General features: G+C 36.7%; 14 protein-coding genes and 1 pseudogene. All 15 read left to right on the forward strand.

Translation table 11 applies throughout. From position 1 onward, the window contains the following. Window positions 1-13: 13 nt before the first annotated feature. Window positions 14-1,303, forward strand: coding sequence for a BNR repeat-containing protein (locus ACT9TX_RS13390; RefSeq protein ID WP_481338915.1), 1,290 nt, complete (start codon window positions 14-16; stop codon window positions 1,301-1,303). A gap of 64 nt (window positions 1,304-1,367) precedes the next feature. Beyond that, window positions 1,368-2,486, forward strand: a complete 1,119-nt coding sequence (locus ACT9TX_RS13395; RefSeq protein ID WP_481338917.1) for a glycoside hydrolase family 88/105 protein — start codon at window positions 1,368-1,370, stop codon at window positions 2,484-2,486. Window positions 2,487-2,617: 131 nt separating this feature from the next. After that, window positions 2,618-4,012, forward strand: a complete 1,395-nt coding sequence (locus ACT9TX_RS13400) for a sulfatase (protein WP_481338919.1) — start codon at window positions 2,618-2,620, stop codon at window positions 4,010-4,012. Between the two features lie 8 nt (window positions 4,013-4,020). Further along, window positions 4,021-4,989 (forward strand): glycoside hydrolase family 43 protein, encoded by a 969-nt coding sequence (locus ACT9TX_RS13405; protein WP_481338921.1) that lies wholly within the window; start codon window positions 4,021-4,023, stop codon window positions 4,987-4,989. 17 nt (window positions 4,990-5,006) lie between these two features. Continuing rightward, window positions 5,007-6,296 (forward strand): hypothetical protein, encoded by a 1,290-nt coding sequence (locus tag ACT9TX_RS13410; RefSeq protein ID WP_481338923.1) that lies wholly within the window; start codon window positions 5,007-5,009, stop codon window positions 6,294-6,296. A 3-nt stretch (window positions 6,297-6,299) separates the two neighbouring features. After that, the gene (locus tag ACT9TX_RS13415; protein ID WP_481338925.1) at window positions 6,300-6,764 is read left to right on the forward strand and encodes a DUF3291 domain-containing protein; all 465 of its coding nucleotides are present in this window, start codon (window positions 6,300-6,302) and stop codon (window positions 6,762-6,764) included. Between the two features lie 39 nt (window positions 6,765-6,803). Next, window positions 6,804-8,417, forward strand: coding sequence for an arylsulfatase (locus tag ACT9TX_RS13420; protein WP_481338927.1), 1,614 nt, complete (start codon window positions 6,804-6,806; stop codon window positions 8,415-8,417). A 61-nt stretch (window positions 8,418-8,478) separates the two neighbouring features. Next, entirely contained in the window at window positions 8,479-11,463 is a 2,985-nt protein-coding gene (locus ACT9TX_RS13425; RefSeq protein WP_481338929.1) for a glycosyl hydrolase, read from the forward strand. Between the two features lie 71 nt (window positions 11,464-11,534). Next, window positions 11,535-12,965, forward strand: a complete 1,431-nt coding sequence (locus tag ACT9TX_RS13430) for an arabinose isomerase (RefSeq protein WP_481338931.1) — start codon at window positions 11,535-11,537, stop codon at window positions 12,963-12,965. 177 nt (window positions 12,966-13,142) lie between these two features. Continuing rightward, window positions 13,143-13,280 carry a hypothetical protein gene (locus ACT9TX_RS13435; RefSeq protein ID WP_481338933.1) on the forward strand — a complete coding sequence of 46 codons (138 nt, stop codon included), beginning with the start codon at window positions 13,143-13,145 and terminating at the stop codon, window positions 13,278-13,280. Window positions 13,281-13,344: 64 nt separating this feature from the next. Then, window positions 13,345-14,949: a sulfatase family protein gene (locus ACT9TX_RS13440; RefSeq protein WP_481338935.1), complete on the forward strand. Its 1,605-nt coding sequence runs from the start codon at window positions 13,345-13,347 to the stop codon at window positions 14,947-14,949. 158 nt (window positions 14,950-15,107) lie between these two features. Beyond that, window positions 15,108-18,263: a family 78 glycoside hydrolase catalytic domain gene (locus ACT9TX_RS13445; RefSeq protein ID WP_481338937.1), complete on the forward strand. Its 3,156-nt coding sequence runs from the start codon at window positions 15,108-15,110 to the stop codon at window positions 18,261-18,263. 38 nt (window positions 18,264-18,301) lie between these two features. After that, window positions 18,302-19,132, forward strand: coding sequence for an alpha/beta hydrolase (locus ACT9TX_RS13450; RefSeq protein WP_481338939.1), 831 nt, complete (start codon window positions 18,302-18,304; stop codon window positions 19,130-19,132). A gap of 290 nt (window positions 19,133-19,422) precedes the next feature. Further along, window positions 19,423-21,699 carry a glycoside hydrolase family 127 protein gene (locus ACT9TX_RS13455; protein WP_481338941.1) on the forward strand — a complete coding sequence of 759 codons (2,277 nt, stop codon included), beginning with the start codon at window positions 19,423-19,425 and terminating at the stop codon, window positions 21,697-21,699. Window positions 21,700-21,754: 55 nt separating this feature from the next. Further along, a pseudogene (locus ACT9TX_RS13460) lies at window positions 21,755-24,691 on the forward strand (family 78 glycoside hydrolase catalytic domain); the annotation flags it as partial. Window positions 24,692-24,693 lie beyond the last annotated feature (2 nt).

A 24,693-nucleotide genomic window follows, 5' to 3' on the forward strand; every position in this document is an offset into this window, starting at 1 on the left:
TAAAAATATGAAAATGAAAAAAATAGGGTCACTTTTAATCCTTGTTTTGGCTTTTAACAGTATAGCTAATTCTCAAACGATAATTGGTTTTGGTTGGGCAAAAAACTCGGTGAATACAACCGTTTTTAGAAAAAACTCGGTAGTGTCATTCAATAATTTTCAGTTTGTAGCTTATTACGATAGTTTGGGTTTCATCGTATTGGCAAAAAGAAAACTAAACACCGAAAATTGGGAAACTAATACTACGGCAGTTAAAGGCAATGTTAAAGATGCACATAATTCAATAAGCCTAATGATAGATGGCGAGGGGTACTTACACGTCGTTTGGACGCTTCATTCAAATACCCTGTACTATTATAAAAGCACTAAGGCTTACGGGCTTGTTTTAACACCTGAAATGCCAATGGTTGGTATTAAAGAAAAACACGCAACTTATCCTGAGTTTCATAGGTTAGCTAATGGCGATTTGCTTTTTTTTTATAGAGATGGCAGTTCTGGCAATGGTAATTTAGTCATCAATAAATATGTAGTTGCTACAAAAAAATGGAGTCGTTTGCAAGACATTTTAATAGATGGACAAGGTCATAGAAACGCTTACTGGCAAGCCTGTACAGATGTAAAAGGGGGCATTCATATTTCTTGGGTTTGGCGAGAAACTGGTGATGTGGCTACCAACCACGATTTGTGTTATGCCACATCTACCGATGGCGGTATTACCTGGCACAAAACCACTGGCGAAAATTATCAATTGCCCATTACAGAAGCTACTGCCGAAGTGGTGGTAAACATTCCTCAAAAAAGCGAATTAATTAACCAAACATCTATGGCTACCGATGAGGATGGTAAGCCTTATATTGCTACTTACTGGCGGCCAGCTGGCACGTCAGTTCCTCAATACCATTTGGTATATTTTAATGGTACAAAATGGCTTACACAACAAATTGCAAGCAGACAAACACCTTTTAGTTTAAGTGGTGGCGGTACTAAAAAAATTCCTATTGCCAGGCCACAAATTATGGTAAGTAATACTAAGGGAAAATTGATGGCTATTGTGTTGTATAGAGATATTGAACGTGGTAGTGTAGCATCTTTAGCCAAGTGTAGCAACCTCTTAAAAAACGTGTGGCAGATAGAAGATATTACCAAAACATCTTTAGAAAGTTGGGAACCATCTTACGATACTGAGCTTTGGAAAACAAGTAGAAAGCTAAACATTTTTATACAAAAAACAGGGCAAGGGGATGGTGAAAAATTAGATACGATGCAACCTCAACCTGTATATATCTTAAGCTATAAACCATAGTTAAGCTGAGTTTATTAAATTATTTATTGGGGTTGTACAAAAAATGTGTTACAAAAAATAAATCATGCAAAAAAGGTATAAAAAATATAAAATAGTGTTGGCTAAAACATCTGCTACAATTTGTTTGGTGCTGCTAATATTGTGCATTGGCTATGCACAAAAACTACCTTCTAAAAAAGAAGTAATTAAGCAAATGACTATGGTTGCAGATTGGCAACTTGCACAAAAATGGTCTGAAGCAAAGCACCCTAATGGCAATAGAATTATGGGACCAAATACTTGGGAAGCTGGTGCATTTTACCCAGGCATTTTAGAAATATATCGGGTTACAAAAAATGAAAAATATCTAGATTCTGTAAAAAATATTGCTGTACTAAATGGTTACAAAGGCGGTGATCAACTGCGTAATGGCGATCATCAAGCCATTTTTCAAAGCTATTTAGAACTGTATGAATTTGATAAAAATTCAGCGTATTTAGCCGCAGCAAAAAATACATTAGACTCTATTATAGCCAATCCAAAAAATGGTGCATTAGAATATAGTTGGTGCGACTTATTGTTTATGGCACCACCCATTTGGGCTAGGTATGCTGCTATTACCAACGAACAAAAATATCTAGATTTTCAAGACAAAATTTATTGGGAAGCCGTAACTAATTTACAAGATACGGCTACACATTTATTTTATAGAGATAACCGTTTTAAAACACTAAAATCTGCAAGTGGCAATCCTATTTTTTGGTCTAGGGGCAACGGGTGGGTAATGGCAGGTTTGGCAAGATTATTAACTTATATGCCTAAAAAATATCCTAATAGAAATCGCTACGAAAACCTTTTAAAACAAATGGCCGCAGCACTAAAACCATTGCAGCAAAATGATGGATTTTGGAAATCTAATTTGTTAGAGCCAACCCTTTATCCAATGGGCGAAACGAGTGGTACAGTATTTTTTTGTTACGCAATAGCTTGGGGTATTAACAATAACATACTAAATAAAAAAGAATACCTACCAGTGGTACAAAAGGCTTGGGCTGCGTTGTCCACAGCTATTCATCCTGATGGGCAATTGGGCTTTGTACAGCCTGGTGGCGATAGGCCGTACTTGTGTAAGTATGAAATGAGTAATTGGTATTCGGCTGGTGGTTTTTTAATGGCGGCAAGGCAAATTCTTAAACTTAATTGATTACAAAACAAGCGATAATGACCATCATGACAAAACAATTTCTAACAGCCTTTAGCATTGTTGTAACTCTAAGTCTATCCGCCTAAAATGAAACTTTTGAGAATATATTTCAAAAAAATAAAAACAAAGCAATGAAACTAGCCCTCTTTTTTTTATCAACAGTGCTATTAAGCAATAATCTATTGGCTCAAAAAAAGCCCAATATTGTTTTTATTTTAGCTGATGATTTGGGAAGAAATGATTTGAGTTGTTATGGTAATGTTTTTAACGAAACACCCAATATTGATAAGCTGGCTAAGAGTGGTTTACGCTTTACACAAGCTTATGCTGCTTGCCCAGTTTGCTCGCCCACAAGGGCATCTATAATGACTGGTAAATACCCTGCACGGTTGCAATTGACCAATTTTTTAGGTGGGAATAAAATCGATCCAGCATCGCCTGTATTACCTGCAAAGTGGAAGCAATATTTGGAAACAAAAGAAATAACAATTGCAGAATTGTTACACCAAAACGGGTACAAAACTGGCATGGTTGGTAAGTGGCATTTGGGTGGTTCTGATTCATCTTCACCATGGAATCAAGGGTTTGATGATGCTAAAGTGATTGGTAGAAATGGGCTAGATTATTATAATTATAGCATCAACATCAACTCAAATAAAAAAGAAAATGAGTTTACCGATAATGGCAAAGAATACTTGACAGATAAGCTTACTGATTACGGAGTTTCGTTTATAAAACAAAATAAAGAGCAGCCATTTTTTTTGTATTTAGCTTATTCTGCACCTCATGTTTTGCTAGTGCCTCGTGGCGATAAGTTGGGTAAGTATTTTAGAAAGTATAATAAGTTTGATAGAAAATACAACCCTAATTATGCAGCAGTAATTGAAAGTTTGGATGATGGTGTGGGTGTGATAATGCAGACCTTGAAAGACCAAGGATTATTAGAAAATACCATTGTTATTTTTACATCGGATAATGGCGCTCTGGGCTTAGATGAATTGGGGCCAGTGCCGACGGTTAACGATCCACTACGCAAATGGAAAGGCCATATTTACGAAGGTGGTACTAGCATACCAGCGATAGTAAGCTGGGCTGGAAACATAACACCAGCAAGTATTTCAAACAAATATTTTAGTACTATAGATTACTTGCCCACACTTTGCAATGTTATTGGCGAAACAAAAATTCCAGATAATGTAGATGGTATAAGTTTACTGCCAGAGTGGTTGCACCCTACTATTAGCACTGCACAATCCAACCCATTATTTTGGCATTATCCACATTTTTCTAATCAGTTAGGTAGGCCAGCTGGTTCTGTACGTGTGGGTGACTTTAAGTTGGTAGAAAATTATGAGACTGGCAAATTAGAATTGTACAATTTGAAAGATGATATTTCAGAATCAAACGATTTAGCTGCAACCATGCCAGCCAAAACACAAGAGCTGTACAACCTTTTAGCCAATTGGCGAAAAGAAGTAAATGCACAAATGCCCATTAAAAATCCGGCATATAAAAGCAAGAAATAAAAATAGTTATGAGAAATTTTAGTAAATGTTTACTGGCTATATTTTTTTTTGGCAGCAACGCTTTTGGGCAGCAAATAAAAACTATTAAAAAGCCTGTTTACCTTTTTTCTTATTTTAAAAATAATGGGGCAGATGGGTTGCATTTAGCTTATAGTGAAGATGGTTTTAATTGGCAATCTTTTAACAACGATAGTAGTATTTTAAGGCCAATGGTTGGCAACGATAAGTTGATGCGAGACCCTTGCATTATTCGTGGGGCAGATGGTTTGTTTCATATGACGTGGACGGTAAGTTGGAAGGAAAGAACCATAGGCTACGCTAGTTCTAGCGATTTGGTGCATTGGGGAAGCCAGCAAAATATACCAGTAATGATGCACGAGCCGACAGCAAAAAACTGCTGGGCACCAGAAATTTTCTATGACGATGCTAATAAAGATTATATGTTTTATTGGTCTACAACTGTACCTGGTGCTTTTCCAGAAACTGAGAAACAAAAAGGCAACAATAACCACCGTATTTATTACACTACTACCAAAGATTTTAAAACCTTTACCAATACCCAATTGCTATGGAAAGGCAACTGCAACGTTATTGATGCTACCATCAAAAAAATTGCTAACAAGTACTGTTTATTTCTGAAGGATGAAACAGAACGCCCCGATAAAGTAAAGCGAATTTATATGCTTACAAGCGATAGTTTAACACAGGGCTATGGTGAATTGAAACCACCTGCCATTACTGGTGATTATAATGCCGAAGGACCAACGCTTGTAAAAGTAAAAGACGAATGGCTGTTGTATTTTGATAAACCTATTTTGCACCAATATGGGGCTTTTAGTTCTAAAGATTTGCATACTTGGGTTGATGTATCGGATAAAATATCTATCCCCAAAGGCTTAAGGCACGGCTCTATTTTTACAATTACAAGAAAAGAATTTGAAATACTTTCAAAAGGCTTAATAAGCCCTTTAAAATAACCAGTCCAATTTTAAACATGAAAAAAATCACTTTTACATTATATTTTTTAGGCATCTACTTTTTTGCTATTGCCCAAAGTAGTATTGCTTTAACAATTAATACTAGTAATGAGTTTAGAGATGCCGTAATTGCAAAAAAATCAGATGATTCATATTTTATACAACTTAATGGTAATAATGCATTGGTGCAATTAGATGCTGTAAATGCTCAATACGATTTTGCAAAAATAAATTACCTCAGTTTCGATTACAAGGTTACTTCACGAGTAGCTGATATCAAACTATATTTTGATTCTGAACTAAAAAAGCAACCAGTTTTATGCGAAACGTTTAAGCCAGCAGACAGTTTTAAAACCGTAATTTTCAGGTTAAACGAAAGCCTTGATTTTAAGCAAGTAATCAAAAATTTTTATCTTGGTTTTGGTAAAAATTCGGGTAAATCAATTACCATAAAAAACATACAATTGAGGGCTGCAACTAAGGCCGAGATTGCTGATGAACCTATTTATATAGACAATGGAAATGTAAGACTTGGTGTAGATGTTACAGGTGGTGGCAGCGTATTTTATTTTGCCGAAACTGCCACTCGTAGAAACCTATTAAACCATGCCGATAAAGGCCGTTTTGTACAGCAATCTTATTATGGTGTAAAAGATGGCAGCCTTTGGGGCAAAAAGCCTTGGGCTTGGAATCCTGTGCAAGGTGGTGGCTCTAGTGAGTCTGGTAGCAGCCCGGCAAAAGTGTTGGAAAAGAAAATTACTAAAAATACAATCTACATAAAATCACTACCAAAACACTGGGCTACAGGTGCAGATATTGATGATGCTACTATGGAAGAAACAATCACGCTTCAAAAAAACATTGCCCATATTATTTATACATTTCGATATAATGGAACAGTAGAACACCCTAGCAAAGCACAAGAGTTGCCAGCTGTATTTGTTGACTATGCTCTAAAAAATCTGGTGTTTTACAAAGCAGATAAACCTTGGACAAAAGACACACTTACTAGTGTAGTACCAGGCTGGCCAAATGAGTCGCAAAAAATGAATGAAAACTGGGCGGCTTATGTTGATGATGAGCAGTGGGGCATAGGTGTGTATGTACCAGGAACCAATACCATGACTACTTACAGGCACAATGGCGATTTAGTTACAGGCCCGTATGGTGGTGCCTGTTCGTATTTAGCACCTGTTCGTAAATTTAGTATTAAACCTGGCTTTGTATTTACTTACGATGTGTATTTAATGATAGATAAACTACCAGAAATAAGAGAAGCGTTTTATAAAATTCATGGTAAAAAATAAGTAATGAAATACCAACTAGCACAAATAAATATTGCCAAAATGTTGGCCCCAGCCGATGATCCAATTATGGCAGACTTTATGGCCAATTTAGAACGAATTTATGAAGTGGCTTTTGCATGGGATGGTTTTATTTGGATGTATAAAACCGAAGAAAATAACAATCAATCGCTTTGCATTTTTGACGATGATTTTTTAATTACAAATCTCTCAGTTTGGGCTAGTACAGAAGCGTTGTTCGATTATGTCTATAAATCTGATCATGTAGAAATTTTTAAACGTCGGAAGGAATGGTTTGAGAAAATACCAGAAATATACATGGCATTATGGTATATACCTGAAGGACACAAGCCAACAGCAGATGAGGCTAAAGAGCGTTTATTATACTTACGACTACACGGCGAAACACCGTATGCTTTTAGTTTTAAAAAACGATTTACAGCCCAAGAAGCAGCTAATTTTCAGCATTAATCAATAACCCACAATTATTAATTTAATACAACAAATACCATGAAAAAAAATAAATGCTTAATAGCATGTTTATTGCTTGTAACTATTGTATCAGCTCAAAAAAAGCCCAATATTGTTTTAATTATGGCTGATGATATGGGCTTTTCTGATATTGGTTGTTATGGCAGCGAAATACCTACCCCAAACCTCGATGCTCTGGCTGCAAATGGCTTGCGATTTACACAGTTTTACAACACGGCAAGATGCTCGCCTACAAGGGCTTCTTTGCTTACAGGGTTGCACCCACACCAAGCAGGTATGGGGCATTTAGCCGAAGAAAAAATAGGTATTGCTACTGATGGTAAGCCTGGCTATTTGGGCTATTTAAACAACAACTGCATTACTATTGCTGAAGTACTTAAAACCGCAGGTTACAACACCTATATGGCTGGTAAATGGCACTTAGGTATGAGGGATGAAAGCAAGTGGCCACTGCAACGTGGGTTCGATAAATTTTATGGTATTTTGACTGGTGCAACGAGTTACTTAGCCCCCGCTTTTCCACGAGAATTAACTGCCGATAACAAGCAATTGCCCAAGCCAACAAATGCAGATTATTATACCACAGACGCCTTTACAGATTTTGCCATAAAAACCGTAGAAGAGAACGATTCTAAAACCCCATTTTTTTTATACTTAGCTTTTAATGCACCACACTGGCCATTGCAAGCAAAGGAAGAAGATATTAAAAAATTTGTAGGCAAATACAAAATTGGTTGGGACAAAATAAGAGATGCAAGATTGGCCAAAGAAAAAAAAATAGGCATTATTGGCAAGGATGTGCAACTATCTACACGGGATGCCAATGTAAGAAATTGGGATAGTTTAAGTGTGCAAGAGCAAATAGATGTAGATTATAGAATGGCCGTTTATGCAGCCCAAGTGTATCGATTAGATATGAATGTAGGAAGGCTAGTGGCTACCTTGAAAAAGCGTGGCGAATTAGATAATACGTTGATTGTTTTTTTATCTGATAATGGTGCTTGTGCCGAACCTTACAAAGAGTTAGGCGGTAATGAACAAAACAAAATCAACGATGCAGCCGTCACTGGAAATGTATCTTATGGTACTGGGTGGGCCAATGTTTCTAACACACCATTTCGTAAATTTAAGTCTAACTTATACGAAGGTGGTATTGCCACACCATTAATTGCCCATTGGCCCAAAGGTATAAAAGCAAAAGCTGGTAGTACTAACACATCACCCAGCTGCTTAATGGATATTTTGCCTACGTTTTTAGCTGTTAGTGGGGCTATATATCCGACCAATTTTAAAGGACAAAACATTACAGCCTTGCAAGGTAAAAGCTTATTGCCAATACTTACCAATAAGCCACAAGAAAACGATACCGCACGTATTTTTTATTGGGAACAATATGGTTTTAAAGCAATTAGGGAAGGTGATATGAAAGCTGTTTTTACAGTAAAAAACGCCTACGACAAATCTGGAAAAGGCGAGTGGGAATTATTCGATTTATCAGTTGATAGAATTGAGCAAAATAACTTGGCAACCAGCAACCCCACAACGCTAAAAAGCTTAATAGCCAAATGGAATATTTGGGCTGCAAAATCGCAAGTAATTTCTGTACCAGTAGGAACTGATATTAAAGAATAAATAAAAGACACACTTTTCAAACATGGCAAATGGTTTTATAAATATAAATAAGCTCTTTTTTTTGCTTGTAATCTTAACCAGTCAATTTGTTTTCGTTGATACTACTTACAGCCAAGCAGATGGTTTAAAAAAGAATTTTTTTTCGCCACCAAACGCTTCTAAGCCAGGTGTTTATTGGTATTTTATGGACGGAAATATTGATAAAGCGGCCATTACCGCCGATTTAAAATCTATGAAATCTGTAGGAATAGGTTCAGTAATATTTCTAGAAGTAAATGTTGGTGTTCCTCGTGGTAAAATTAATTTTTTAAGCAACGAATGGCAAGATTTGTTTGCTTTTGCCGTGAGCGAAGCTGAAAAAATGGGAATCGCCGTTACACTTGGCTCTGGGCCAGGTTGGGCTGGTAGTGGCGGCCCGTGGGTAAAACCTGAGCAATCAATGCAACACTTAGTTGCAAGCGCTACTACAGTTGAAGGGCTTTTTGTATTTAGAGATACGCTAGCTAAACCTTTACCTAAAAAGCCATTTTTCGGCGAACAAACGCTACCAGAAAAGTTTAAAAAGCTAAGAAATGATTGGTACGAAGACGTAGCTGTATTGGCATATCCTACACCTAAAATTGCAAGTAAAATTACTGATATTGACGAAAAATCACTTGTTTATAGAGCGCCATATTCTTCAGCAAAAAATGTAAAGCCGTTTTTAAATATGCCTGCCTCTTACAACGAAATCACAGCTTCTGTTGTAGATCAATCGAAGATTATAGATTTAACGTCGTTATTAAAAGTTGATGGTAGTTTAATGTGGGAAATACCTGCAGGTAAATGGACGATTGTACGAATTGGTAAACGTAATAACGGTGCTATCACTAGGCCAGCACCACAGCCTGGCTTAGGTTTTGAATGCGATAAATTAGATAGTAATGCACTTGATGCACATTTTGATGCTTTTTACGGTAAGCTTTTAAAAAAAACTGGTTCGGCCAAACCTAATAATGAAGGCGGCTGGAAAATGTTGCATATTGATAGCTGGGAAATGGGGGCTCAAAACTGGACACAGAGGTTTCGACAAGAATTTACACAACGGCGAGGATACGACCCTTTAAAATACCTGCCTACTTACATGGGGCAAACTGTAGGAAGCCTTGAACAAAGTGAACGATTTTTATGGGACATGCGATTAACAGCACAAGAACTTGTAATACAAAACCATGCTGAAAGATTAAAAGAACTTGGTCGACGAAACGGCTTTAAACTATCGATAGAACCTTACGATATGAACCCTACTTCAGATATGGATTTAGGAAGTGTAGCCGATGTGCCAATGTGCGAATTTTGGTCTGAAAATCTAGGATTTAACGCAACATTTAGTTGCTTTGAAGCCACTTCTATTGCACATATTCAAGGTAAAAAAATAGTTGCCGCCGAGGCTTTTACAGCCGATGTTAATGAAGCTTGGAAAAAGTATCCTAGCAATATGAAGGATCAAACAGACTGGGCTTTTTGTATGGGAATAAACAAGTTGGTGTTTCATACTTTTGCTCACAAACCTTACGGTGATAATTTAAAACCTGGGGTTGTTATGGGGCCTTATGGTGTGCATTGGGATAGGGCACAAACTTGGTGGCCTATGGTTTCAAGCTATCACGAATATGTTAGTAGATGCCAATACATGCTTTCACAAGGCAAATACGTTGCAGATATTTTATATTTAACCCCCGAAGGTGCACCACAAGTTTTTAAATCACCAAGTTCGGCACTAGAAGGCTCAGCTTTTTTACCTGATAAACGAGCATATGCATTTGATGCTTGTTCACCAATTCTTTTACAAAAAGCGTCTGTAAGTAAAGGGCGTATAGTATTTCCAGGGGGGGCATCTTACCGAGTAATGGTTTTACCCGATGTGGCAACAATGACACCAGAACTGCTATCTAAAATAGCTTCATTGGCAAAAGCGGGTGCAAAAATTATTGGCAACCTACCCACAAAATCACCCTCTTTGGTTAATTATCCCAATTGCGACAAAAAAGTACAAGCGTTGTCGCAACAATTATTAGATAGTAAATTAATTTATAAATCCACACATGAAATAATCAAAACAGAAACTACAGCAGAGTTATACTGCTCTTACGATTCTGTCGCTAAAATTCTACAAAATCTAAATGTAAACCCAGATTTTATTTCATCAAGTACTATTCGATATACACATCGATCGTTACCTGATAGAGAAATTTATTTTATCAGTAATCGTAGCAAACAAAGTATTAATGAGAAATGTGTTTTTAGAGATGGTACTCAAAACGCAGAATTGTGGGACGCTGTTACTGGAAAAGTCAACGAGTTGCATAACTTAACTATAACTCGCACAGGCATTGCAACAAACCTTAAACTTGATGCTTCGCAAAGTTTTTTTGTAGTCTTTTACAAGTTTAAAAAGATTAATACTGGTATAAATACTACGCCCAATTTTCCTGAAAAAATTAGTATAGATACCTTAAAAGGTTCGTGGCAAGTTGCTTTTGATACCATTTGGGGCGGGCCTAAACACGCAATTTTTGAAACCTTAACCGACTGGGCTAAAAACGCAGATTCTTGCATTAAATATTACTCTGGAATAGCAACTTATAGTAAAATATTTAATCTTGATTTGAACGAAATAACATCAAAAAAACAAGCTGTTTATTTGAATTTGGGTGAAGTTAAAAATATGGCTCGTGTAAAGTTAAATGGTAATGATTTAGGTGTTGTTTGGACAGCCCCTTGGCAAGTGGAAATCACAGATTATGTGAAAAACGAAAATAACATCTTAGAGATTGATGTTGCAAATCTCTGGATAAATAGACTCATTGGCGACGAGCTTCTGCCCGATGACGGCATAAAAAATAGCCAGTGGCCAGATTGGTTATTGAATAATACACCTAGAACGAGTGGTAGATACACATTTACAACCCATCGGTATTATAAAAAGGATAATCCATTGGTAATGTCTGGATTACTTGGGCCTGTAGTGATTCAAAAGTCAAGTATTACCGGTGTGAAAAATTAGAATAATAATTCTTAATGACGAGAAAATTAAACCAATGAATAATGGTTTAAGAAAACTTTAAAAGAGATACAATGAATAATAACGAATTAAAAATTGGCTTGTTTGGCATAGGGTTAGATACCTATTGGCCACAATTTGAAGGCTTAAAAGAACGCCTTGAAGGCTACCTGAAAATAGTTGAAAATAAGTTGGCTACTATTAACCCACACATCATTAACGCTGGGCTGGTAGACAATATTGATAAGGCTTTTGAAGCTGGTAAATTATTTAAGCAACAAGATGTAGATATCATCTTTCTATACGTTACCACCTATGCTTTATCTGCTACTGTTTTACCTGTAGTGCAGCGTTGTAAAGTGCCTGTAATTATTTTAAATTTAGCACCAGAGGCTGCTATAGATTATGCCACATTTAATGCCTCTACCAATCGTACCAAAATGACTGGCGAATGGTTGGCTTTTTGCTCGGCTTGTCCAGTTCCAGAAATTGCAAATGTGTTCAATCGCACTGGTATAAAATTTCATCAAGTAACAGGAATGTTGCACAATGATGTGGAATGTTGGGATGAAATAAATCAATGGGTAGAAGCTGCGAAAGTGGCTCATACTATGGCTTTTAACCGTTTGGGTTGCATGGGGCATTACTACAGTGGCATGTTAGATATTTACGCAGACCTTACCCAGCAATACGCACATTTTGGCGGCCATATTGAGTTGTTAGAAGTAGAAGAATTGGTTGCTTTACGAAAAGAAGTAACAGCAGATGAAGTAATTAAAAGGGTTCAATTATTTAAAGAAACTTTTGATGTGCAACCCGATTGTACACCAGCCGATTTAGAAAATGCTGCCATCACTTCTTTGGCTTTAGATAAGCTGGTAGCTATGTACAAATTAGGGTCTATGGCTTACTATTATAAAGGCACAGGCAATGCCGAAAATGAAAACGCAATAGCCTCAATTATATTGGGTAATTCGTTGCTAACAGCCAATGGTATTCCTGTTGCTGGTGAATATGAAATTAAGAATGCACAGGCCATGAAAATTATGGACAGCTTTGGTGCTGGTGGTTCGTTTACAGAATATTATGCTATGGATTTTACCGATGATGTGGTGCTAATGGGGCACGATGGCCCTGGGCATATCGCTATAGCCGAAGGCAAAACAAAAGTGAGGCCACTGGGTGTTTATCATGGTAAAGTGGGCAGCGGTTTGTCTGTAGAAATGAGTGTAAAAAATGGCTCAGTTACTTTGCTATCAGTGGTAGAGCAAGCCAATGGTAAGTTGATATTGCTGGTAGCAGAAGGCGAATCGGTGACTGGTCCAATATTGCAAATTGGCAATACCAATAGCCGTTATAAATTTTCAATTGGGGCAAGAAAATTTGTAAATAATTGGAACAGTTTTGGCCCTGCACATCACTGTGCTGTAGGTGTAGGCCACATTGCTTGTAAAATAGAAAAGTTGGGTGCTTTGTTAAATATGGCTGTTGTAAAAGTGTGCTAGATATAAAATAAAGAAAAGTTTAACAAAATACAGTTATTCTCACATCAACTGCATTTTATAATATATAAAATTTGGTTAGTATAATTTCAAAGAAATACCTTCTCAGAAATACCTAATCATTGGAATAATAAAGCCCAGAAATTAACCATCAGTAACCGTAAATGAAGTTTTAAAAATATGCCAAACAAACTTATTTTTAAACCAATAATTGTAACAAAAGGCAAAGGCGCAAGTAGTTTAATTGAATACAATAATGGGGAAAAATTAAATTATTCTGGCTCTCAAATAGTATGGATGAAAAATAACCGAATGTAATATATTTCGCATTAACTAATTCTGTCAAGGAAATTCAAAATGTGAGTAACTAAATAGCTTCAATATGAAAAAAATAAATATATTCATCTCTTTAATTTTTTTGGTAATCATTGCAGTGCAGGCACAGAATAAAAATACATCGAGGTATAATATTCTTTTTGTTTTTGTTGATGACTGGGGTAGATATGCAAGTTGTTATAAAGGCATTGATGGACGACCAACAATAAATGATGTAATACATACACCTAATATTGATCGAGTTGCAAAAGATGGTGTACTATTTCGTAATGCGTTTGTAAATGCGCCAAGTTGCACACCTTGCCGAAGTTCACTTTTCAGTGGTCGATATTTCTTCAACTGTAATCAGGGTGCTATTTTATCAGGTGCTGTTTGGGATGAATCTATTCCTACTTACCCATTGATGTTGAGAGATGCTGGTTACAGTATTGGGAAAAGCTACAAAGTTTGGGGCCCGGGTACACCAATGGATGCTCCGTTTGGTGAACAAAAATATGCATTCGAAAAGGCTGGAAACGCACCAAACAAGTTTTCTTCTCAAGTGACTTCTCGTGTGGCAAAAGGAATGTCAGTAACTCAGGCTCGTGCAGAAGTTCTATCTCAAGTACGTAATAATTTCAACGATTTTCTTGCTCAACGTGGCAAAGGAAAACCGTGGCATTACTATTTTGGGCCAACTAATACACATCGAATATGGGAAAAAGGTAGCGGTAAAAAGCTTTGGGGTATTGATCCGGAGACATTGAAAGGTCTACTTCCGAAATTTCTACCAGATGTTCCTGAAATTCGCGAAGATGTTGCCGATTATTTAGGCGAATGCCAAGCTGTAGATGCTTTTGTTGGCGTTCTTTTGAAATGTTTGGAAGAAACGGGAGAAGCCGATAATACGGTTATTGTACTTAGTGGTGACCATGGTATGCCAGGTGTAACTTCTGGTAAATGTAATCTTTATGATATGGGTGTGAGCATCCCTTTAATCATTCGAATGCCAGGAACCAAAGGCGGTCGCATTGTTGACGATTTTGTAAGACTTCCTGATTTGGCTCCTACTTTTATGGAAATTGGTGGAGTTAAACCCCCTGATAATCTATATGGTAAATCATTGTTGCCACTTTTGAAATCAAATAAAAGTGGAATTATTGACCCCAAAAGGGATTGGGTGATAACTGGTCGAGAGCGTCACGTCGCTAATGCACGTGAAGGCAACCTACCATATCCAATGCGTTCGTTACACACCCCTGACTACGTCTATATTCGGAATTTTGAACCAGACCGTTGGCCGATGGGTGCACCTGGTGCGGTAACTCCTGAATTTACACCTGATTCCTATTTATTGGAAAACAAAACTCAAATTGCTTTTGCCGATATGGATGCAAGTCCAACTAAAGCATGGCTCATTAAAAATCGTCTTAACTCAAACTACAAGTGGTTTTACGATTTGGCTTTTGCTAAAAGACCTGCTGAGGAACTTTATGACATACATCTTGATCCTGATATGATTAAAAATCTTGCTGGGGATATAAAATTTGATGATGTTAAGAAAAAACTATCCAATCGAATGATGAAAGAACTTAAACGTGCTCAAGACCCACGCGTTGTGGAAAATACACCACGCTTTGAGTTGCCGCCTTTTACTAATTATAATAATTAATTAACACTTGTTTCGAGTGGATAGAAAAGATAGTTCAATTGTATACTATAATTGTGAAAGACTAAATAATACAGGTTCGCAAACTGTTGGGTTAAAAAAGCAGGCAACTTAGAATTACGGATTCAACTTCTAATTCTAATTGGCTAAATATAAAAAGTATGAAAATTTTCTTTTTTGCTTGCCTATTTATATTACAGATTGGTAATTGCTTTGCACAATCTATAAATACAGCTATCGATCTTCGTACTGACTATCGTATTAATCCTATTGGTATAGATTGCCTTCCACCCAAACTATCGTGGCGGATGAATGCAGTCAATCTATCAGGGGCTATGCAAACGGCATATCAGGTGCAAGCAGCCACTAGTGTAGATGGGTTTGCTACTAATAAATTGATATGGGATAGCCGTAAAGTACCATCATCATCGGCAACGCAAATAGCATATGCTGGTATAGATTTAAAAAGTAGTCAACGTATTTATTGGCGAGTAAAACTGTGGGATGAAAAGGATAAGGAGCTAGCATGGTCTAAACCAACATGGTTTGAGACGGGGCTTTTAAGCGTTACTGATTGGCAAAATGCAGCTTGGATTGGGTCTCAACAAAACATGAACGAGCCACAATTTGCACCAGCCGATTTAATGGGCCCTTGGATAACTGCCCAGCATGATACCATGGCTAAAAGTTTTTATACAGATTTCGAATTGCCTAACAAGCAAGTACAAAGTGCAGTTTTGTATATCGGGCTTTCAAAGGATATGAAAGCGGCGAACGTTATTATAAATGATGAAATTAAAAACTCTGAACGTTTTGCCAATCAGGCAGAAGGTGCGTTGGATATTGCTTTTCAGTTAAAACCTGGTTTAAGTAATAGAGTAGAAATACTGTATAAAAAAACTACTACAAATAATGCACTAACTGCGGGTATGAAAATAGTTTTTGCAGATGGTACAGAAAAAATAATTCGATCTAGTATAGCGTGGAATGTGAAAAATAACACACCCGATTCAAAACCTTATTCAGTAAATATTGCTGAAGCATATGGTGGTAGTAAATATGGTGTAGCACAAATTTTTAAAAGAAAAATTCTGCCACCTGCATGGTATAGAAAATGTGTAAAAGTTAACAACGGTTTGGTAAGTGCTAGAATTTATCTCAGTGCTTTAGGGCAAGGTTTAGCTTATGTAAATGGTAAACAAATTGATAGTGTCTATTATTCTTCACCTCAAAGCGACTACGAAACATTTGGTTATTATACATCTCACGACATTACTAAATTATTAAAAACAGGTGATAATGCATTGTCCATTTTGTTAGATGGTGGCTGGTACGATCAGGTTGGTGGTTTCAATGTTATCTTTTCTTATGGAAGGCCCGGTATAAAAGCAATTGTCAACTTAAAATATGCAGATGGTAGCACTCAATCTATTATTAGCGATACTTCTTGGCAATGGAAGGAAGGTGAAATTCAATCCAGTAATGTTTATTTGGGCGAACGAATAGATTACCGAAAAGGACATCAAGAATGGCAATCATTAGCAGAAAATAATGGGTGGAAATTTGCACAATTGATACCACCATGTACCCCTTTGTTAAAATCTATCGATGTTAATCCTGTAAAGCCTGATGGCAAAATATTGCCAATAAAGACTTGGAAAAGAGGAAGCCAAACTTGGCTGTATGATTTTGGCGAAGTTAAACATGGTGTTGTACGCTTAAACTTTAATGAAGCAAAGGGGCAAGTAATTCGTATTCGTTATTCAGAATATGCTGAAGATGGACAAATATGGAATACGCCGCTTAGTAATTGGTGGTGTCACAGACAAATACAAAATGATGAACTTATAGCCGACGGTAAGGCACATACCTACCAATCATTTTTTGCAACAAAATCATTTAGATATGTTGAAGTAAGTGGCTTAACCAAAGAGCCAAATCCAAATGATATTCATTTAATTCCTGTTCATACACAAGCCGAAGTTTTAGCAACCTTTACTTCATCAGATAACATGCTAAATAGATTGTTTGATAATGGAATGCGTACGTTTCAAAACTATATGAATCATGTTACTGGTGATATGCCAAGAGAACGTTGTTTATGGGGTGCAGAATCTATTTATTCAACTATTCCTGCAACTTACTGCTTTGATTTTGCCACCAATAACCGTTTAATGAATAAACTTTGGTGGACGGGGCCAAAAACACCAAGTGGCATGCCTGGCAATATTGGGGTTGGTAAGCGTCTTTCTACTTATACACAATCGTTTATTTGGAGTGCTACACCGGTTTTTTCCACTGCCGAAATGAATGATTTTTATGGCGATGCCGAACCATTAAATCTTTATTATGATGAAGTGAAAAAGTTTCTTCGCTACCACGAGCAAACTGCAAAAAATGGTGTTATACCCATCCCTAATTTGTTAACAGATCATGCTGCACAACAGGGTGTTCAAAGAAACCCCGTAAATAATGAATTGATTTGTAGCATGGTATTTTATAAAACCGAAAAGTTGCTAGAAAAATTGGCTACAGCTTTGGGTAAAACTGAGGATGCAAATCATGCAAATGTCTATGCTCAAAAAATCAAAGCAGCCATTTTAAATCAATACGATTCTGTAAAGCATACGTTTGGTAATGGCACTCATAATAGCTTAGCTTTAGCTTATGGCATTATGGATGATAAAATAGAAGAATCGGCTTTAGCAAAATCTTTGGCAGCATATTATAAAGCCAATGGACATAAGTTTGATGGTGGGTTTATGAGCTATGAAATTTACCCTATGCTTTCTAAGTTTGGTTATGTAGATGATGCATATGATATGCTAGTAAATCCAAATTATTCTGGTCCAGCAGGTTCTATTAAAACATACGATGCTACAACTTTTTGGGAAGCCTACCCACAGGACAAACAACTGCAAATGGCCAGAGGGCTTAATTTTATTGCGTTTGCACATTCAATAGGTTGGATGATAACCGACCTTGCAGGCATCCGTTACGACCCTGATAATCCAAATGGTAAAAAAATACTTTTAGAGCCTAAAATACCAAAATCTGGAAAATTAAAAAATATAGAAGCCTGTCTTAAAACACCAACTGGGTTAATAAAAAGTAGTTGGAAAATAGAGGGCCAGCAAGTGAGTTGGACTTTTTCTATTCCTGCAAATACTACGGCAGAAGTTACCATACCTACACACAGCAAAAGTTCTATACAAGGTGTAACTGCAAGCTTAAAAGATACCTATGATAATAATGGGTTTGTTTTTACGGCAAAGCCTGGCACTTACAATTTGAGGTTTAATATTGATAACAAATAATGATTAGGTCAAAAGGATTAACGCTTAAATGTGCTTATATGAAATGGAAAACCACCTTGATTCTTGTGATGGGGCTTGCTTTAGTGAACTATCTCAATGCTCAAAATGCAGATAAAGAAATCATTTATAAAACAATTGATACTACTGTTTTAAAAATGAAATTGTACTACCCAATAAACTATAAAGTGGGTACAAAATATCCCTGCATTATATTGTTTTTTGGTGGTGGCTGGAACGGTGGCACAATAAATCAATTTGCACCACAAGCAAAACATTTTGCTTCACTTGGTATGGTTGCAGTTACGGCAGATTATCGGGTAAATAACCGCCAGCATACTTCACCTTTTGAAAGTGTGATGGATGCAAAAACGGCTATTCGATACCTACGAAGTCATGCTAATCAATTAGGTATTGATCCAAATAAAATAGCCGCTGGTGGCGGTTCTGCGGGTGGGCATTTGGCTGCTGCTACAGATCTTACATATATCAACCAATTAGGTGAAGATACACTTACAAGTGCCAAGCCTAATGCGTTGGTGCTTTTCAATCCTGTTTTTAATAATGGACCTGGCAATTATGGCTACGAACGTTTTGGTAGTCGCTACACCGAAATTTCACCTTATCACAACATTAAAAAAGGTGCTGCACCTACTATTGTTTTTTTAGGTACAAAAGATAATTTAATACCTGTAAAAGCCGCTGAACTATACAGAGATGCTATGCAACAAGTAGGAAGCTGCTGCGATTTGTATTTATTTGAAGGGCAAGGTCATGGCTTTTTCAATTATAAAGAAAGCGATAATACCTACTATTTAGCTACGCTTGAAAAGGCAGATGCTTTTTTAAAATCTTTGGGCTATATAAAATAGGAGTCTTGGTTGTTACTATTTATTTCTTCATAACAGTTCAGGATGATTTTTTAGAAGCCGCTTAATAGTTTTATGCTTACATAACTTGCCATACGTGCCATGAAACCTTTTATTTTCCCTATCTTTTTTGTAGGTTATTCCTTTTTCTATACATATAAGCCACGTCTAAACCGTCGATAATTCTTTAAATTCAACTAAATTTTTAAGGCTTTATACGTATTGGAAAAATAAATACAGGTAGGGATTTTATATTAAAATAAATGTATTGTTAATTAAATAAGATAAATATTATGAAAAAAAAACTTATAATTTCAAGATTTAACCCAAAAATTATATTTTTATTTCTTGTACCTTTTTCTCTAATCGGGTTCACAAGTAAGCGTTGTAAAAATGTAGATGTCGCATTACTTGATACTACGATTTCTATTGCAGATAGAGTAGTTGTATTGCCTGCCCAAACCTATTTAACTTGTGATAAAATAGATTCGAATAATTCAGTAAGTTGGGATGTCGTTTCTGGTCCAGGTGAGGTAATAATTGCCAATAAATCAGCAAAAAATACTTCAGCCAAATTTGTAAAACCGGGTGATTATGTATTTAAAATTACTGTTAATAACTTAAATAAAAGTTATTCTACAACTTTTAAAGCGCATGTTGTTTTGCCTGAAACAAAATCGCATCTAATTCCAATTCCACTCTCTACTTACAAAATTAACAGCGTTTTCTGGAACGAACGTATTAAAATGCAAATTGTAAATTGGATTCCTCACTGTATAAAACAATTAGAGGATACAGCTAAAGGAATCGGCATCCAAAATTTTATGGAAGCTCGTAATAAACTTTCGGGTCGTCCTTATCAATATGTTAAAAGCAATCAACCATGGGTTGATTCTTATGCACTTAAATTATTAGAATCTATGTGCCTCGCTTTAATGGTAGATAACCAAGGGGATACCGATATTAAGAAAGCACAAAATGAAATTCGCATCAAAATCAATGAATGGATTCCAATAATATTATCAGCGCAAGAACCTGATGGCTATCTACAAACAAGAGTTACAGTTGGTTCAGTGTCAGATAAGAAAAAAACGCCACCTCGATGGACTGTCCAAGTGTTGCATGAGGGCTATGTTGCAGGATATTTTATGGAGGCTGCAATAGCGCATTACAAAATGACGAACGGAAAAGACAGAAGAATGTACGAGGCTGCAAAAAAATTAGCAGATTGTTGGTGTTCAAATATTGGGCCAGCGCCTAAAAAAGAATGGTATTCAGGTCATGAAGAAATAGAACTTGCACTGGTTCGTTTAGGGCGTTTGGTAAACGAGGTAGAAGGTAATTCAAATGGGGAAAAGTATATTAAATTATCCAAGTACTTGTTAGATATCCGTGGTGTCTTGCACGTAAGTAAAGGCGATGCTAATATGCCCGCAGAACTTGCACAAAATCATATGCCGCTTCTTCATCAATACGAAGCAGTTGGTCATGCAGTTATGGCTGCCTATTGTTATACAGCCATGGCTGATATTGCAATGGAAACAAAAGATGCTGAGTATGAAAGCTCAATAAAATCAATATGGGATAATCTTGTAAATAAAAAATACTACGTCACAGGTGGTATTGGTACTGGTGAAGATCATGAATCGTTTGGGAAAAATTATTCGCTTAGAAATAATTCTTATTGCGAATCATGTTCAAGTTGTGGTGAAATATTTTTTCAAAATAGGATGAATTTAGCTTATCAAAACTCTAAATATGCCGATTTACTTGAAGAAACACTTTACAATGCTTTACTTGGCGCTAGCGATCTTCCTGCAAATAAATTCACCTACACAAATCCATTAGACCAAACTAAAGATCGTTACAAATGGCACGGTTTGCCATGTTGTGCAGCTAACATACCACGTACATTGTTAGAGTTACCTACTTGGATGTATGCGAAAAATGAAAATAATCTTTTTGTAAATCTTTATGTTGGCAGTACAATAAATGTTGGAGCAATTGCTGGATGCAACCTCGAAATAGAGCAACAGACCCAATATCCTTGGAATGGAAAAGTTGATGTTATTGTTAATCCTTCAACTACTGAGACCTTTACAATTCACCTTCGTATACCTAATAGAAATATAAGCAAACTATATACTGCTTCGCCTGAGGTAACAGGTATTAATTCGCTTTTAATAAACGGTAAGGCAGTCAAGCCAGAAATTATAGATGGCTATTTAGTTATTAATCGCAAATGGAAAAAATCTGATAAAATAAGTTTTGAAATACCATTACAAGTACAACGTGTTCATGCTGACGATCGTGTAAAAGCTGATAGTGGTCGTGTTGCATTACGCTACGGGCCTCTAATTTATAATATTGAGAGTGTTGATCAGAATCTTGATGCATCGTTAGATAGAAATTCAAAATTAACTTTCGAGTGGGATGATAAACTACTCAATGGCGTCATTGCAATTCGTGGCAAATTTACCGATGGTACAGCACTTAAGGCCATTCCAAATTATGCCAGAATTAATAGAGGCGGACGCTCAATTGTATGGATTAATGAAACAAAAAAATGACTAGGGAAATAGATATATTTTATATTATTTCTAAATAATTGCCATTCTACCAACAATGAAAATCAATAAATACGTCGCCTTTCTTGTATTGTTTTCTTTTTTTGTAGCAACAAATGGACTAGTTTCTGCGCAATCAAATAATCAATTTTCTGTGCAAGCCCAATGGGTTGAGCAGCAAATAAATTCAGTAGGCATTGATGTAAAGCAACCTCGTTTTACTTGGAAGTTAATGGGCAATAATGCCAATTTGCAACAAACGGCTTATCAAATTCAGGTGCTTAAATCCAATACAAATTTTGACGCTGAAAAAGCAAATTTTAGTTGGAAAAGTGATTGGATACAATCAAACCAAAGCCACTTAATAATGTATGGCGGCAAAGCACTTACATCTAGTACGCCTTATTATTGGTGTGTTCGTATTAAAAACGAAAATGGTAGTATATCTCACTGGAGCAAGCCAGCACTTTGGGTTACAGGACTATTGGATGCTGATAATGAGCTGAAAGCAGATTGGATTGGGTTTGATAAAACCTACCTAGCAACACCGCTTGGTAGCGACTGGTTTAATATTGAACAGGCTGATTGGATTGTGCACCCTAACCTTACAAAAGGTAAGAATGCAATAACTAATTATCGATCAAATTTTAATGTGCCCGAAAATTTTGCCAGAGTGATGGTAGGGATGGAAGCCAATTTTACAGCTCGTTGTTTTATTAATGGTATTGAAATTTTGCAAGGTGGAAGATTTGAAACGGTGCCAAGCTATTTCGATATTACACCCTATATAAAAGTAGGTCAAAATACCATTTCCTTCAATGTAGATGAATGCGATCATAAAGATCATTCTGGTATAATCGCTTCTGTAAGAATGGAAGATAAAGCTGGAAAAATAACAAACTACTTTTCAAATGTAAACTGGCAAGCCACCGACCGAGAAGTAGATTTATGGAAGGACCCAAAAAATGAAGATACTAATTGGGTGCCAGTAAAAGTTTTAGGCAAGCCAAACGAAGCCAACACAACTGGGCAGGGTAAAGAAAAACTGTTTCTGCCCAAATTTGGTAGTAATATTTTTTCGCCACCAGCCGTGTATTTACGTAAAGAAATTACTATACAAAAAGCCATTCGTTTTGCTGTTTTACACAGTACGGCACAAGGCGTTTTAGATTTGTATATAAATGGAAAACGGCTTACAGAAACGGGTTTGCAACCCGGCTGGACTCAGTTTGAAAAACGTATCAGCTATATCTCTATCGATGTTACACAAGCATTGCAAACTGGCCAAAACGCCATCAGTGCAACACTTGCAGATGGTTGGTTTAGAGGTAATTTATTATGGTTTGGTCGAGAGAACTTTGGCAATAAACTTCGCTTTTCAGGGCAGTTAGAAATTGACTATGAGGATGGCTCGCATGAAACTATTGTAACCGATAAATCTTGGAAAACAGCTTTTGGTGCTATTCAACAATCGGATATTTTAAATGGCGAAATTTATGATGCTCGCCTTGAAGAATTGGGCTGGAGCAAAACTAATTTTAATGATAAATTGTGGGATAATGTAGTGGCAGAACCGCGAACCAAAGCCACGTTTATTCAGCGTCAGCACCTTACACAACCAGTGGCTATTGATATGGAACTAGTACCTCAAAATATTACAGAACCCAAGACTGGTGTGTGTGTTATAGATTTTGGACAAAATTTTGCTGGCTGGGCAAGGTTAAAATTACAAGGTAGTGCAGGTCAAACCATTGATATGCGTTTTGCCGAAGACACCAACAAAAATGGCACTATTTATACCGCTAACCTTCGTGGGGCAAACCCTGCCGATAGGTATATTTGTAAAGGTGGTTTAGAAGTTTGGGAACCTCGTTTTACCTACCACGGCTTTAGATATGTACAAATTACTGGGTTAACAAAAAAGCCTACCAAAGAAATACTTAGTGGTATTGTTGCACATTCTGCCGGACCAATTACCAGCACTTTTACTTCATCTTCTGCCACATTAAATAAGTTGTATCAAAATATATTATGGAGCCAACGGTCTAACTATTTTGAAACCATGACTGATTGCCCACAGCGAGATGAGCGCTATGGTTGGGTGGGTGATGCACATTTTTTTATGCCAACATCAGCTTACAATCAAAATGGGGCAAGCTTTTTTATTAAGTGGTTTCAAGATTGTGTAGAAACACAAAATGATAGAACTGGAAATATAAGTAACGGGGCACCAGGCAACAAACCCGGTGCTGGTAATGCACAACTAGATTAGTCTGCTGCCATGATGATTACCCCTAATATCATTTGGCAACGATATGGCGATAATCAACCCATTTTTCAGCACTACGATGCACTGAGAAAATACATGACTCAATGGGAAAAATTGATAGGACAAATAAATGATTTTGAAGCGAAAGACAAAAAAGGTGTTTCACCATACAAAATTATTAGCGACTGGGTAGCCTTAGAAAAGGGAACTACCAGAGAATTTATTGGTAAGATAATGGGCTACATCATCAGTAAGCAAATGATAGACTTTGCAACCATTACCAAGCATACTGAAGATGTAGCAACTTTTACAAACCTAGCGGCACAATACAAAGCAAGCATTATTGCTAAAAATATACAACCTAGTGGCATCGTAGATGCGAATACGCAATGCGCTTATGCGTATGTGGCTAGGTATGGTTTATACGATCCCAATCAAAAAGAATTGATTAAACAGCAATTTAAAAGTAGAATTATTGACGATAATTATAATGTATTAGCTGACTTTCATGGCACTGGCAATTTGCTGCAAGGGCTTACTGCCATTGGGCTAGTAGACAAAGCTTCAAAAATTATCACCAACGAAAAATCACCAAGTTGGGGTGGCATGGTAAAGCGTGGGGCTACCACCATTTGGGAGCGTTGGGATGGTAAAGATGATGATGGTAATTTCTTTAGCCCGCAAATGAACTCATTTAACCACTACACATTTGGCGGCTCTGGCGAATG

The sequence above is a fragment of the Parasediminibacterium sp. HNIBRBA5674 genome (genome assembly GCF_056745525.1).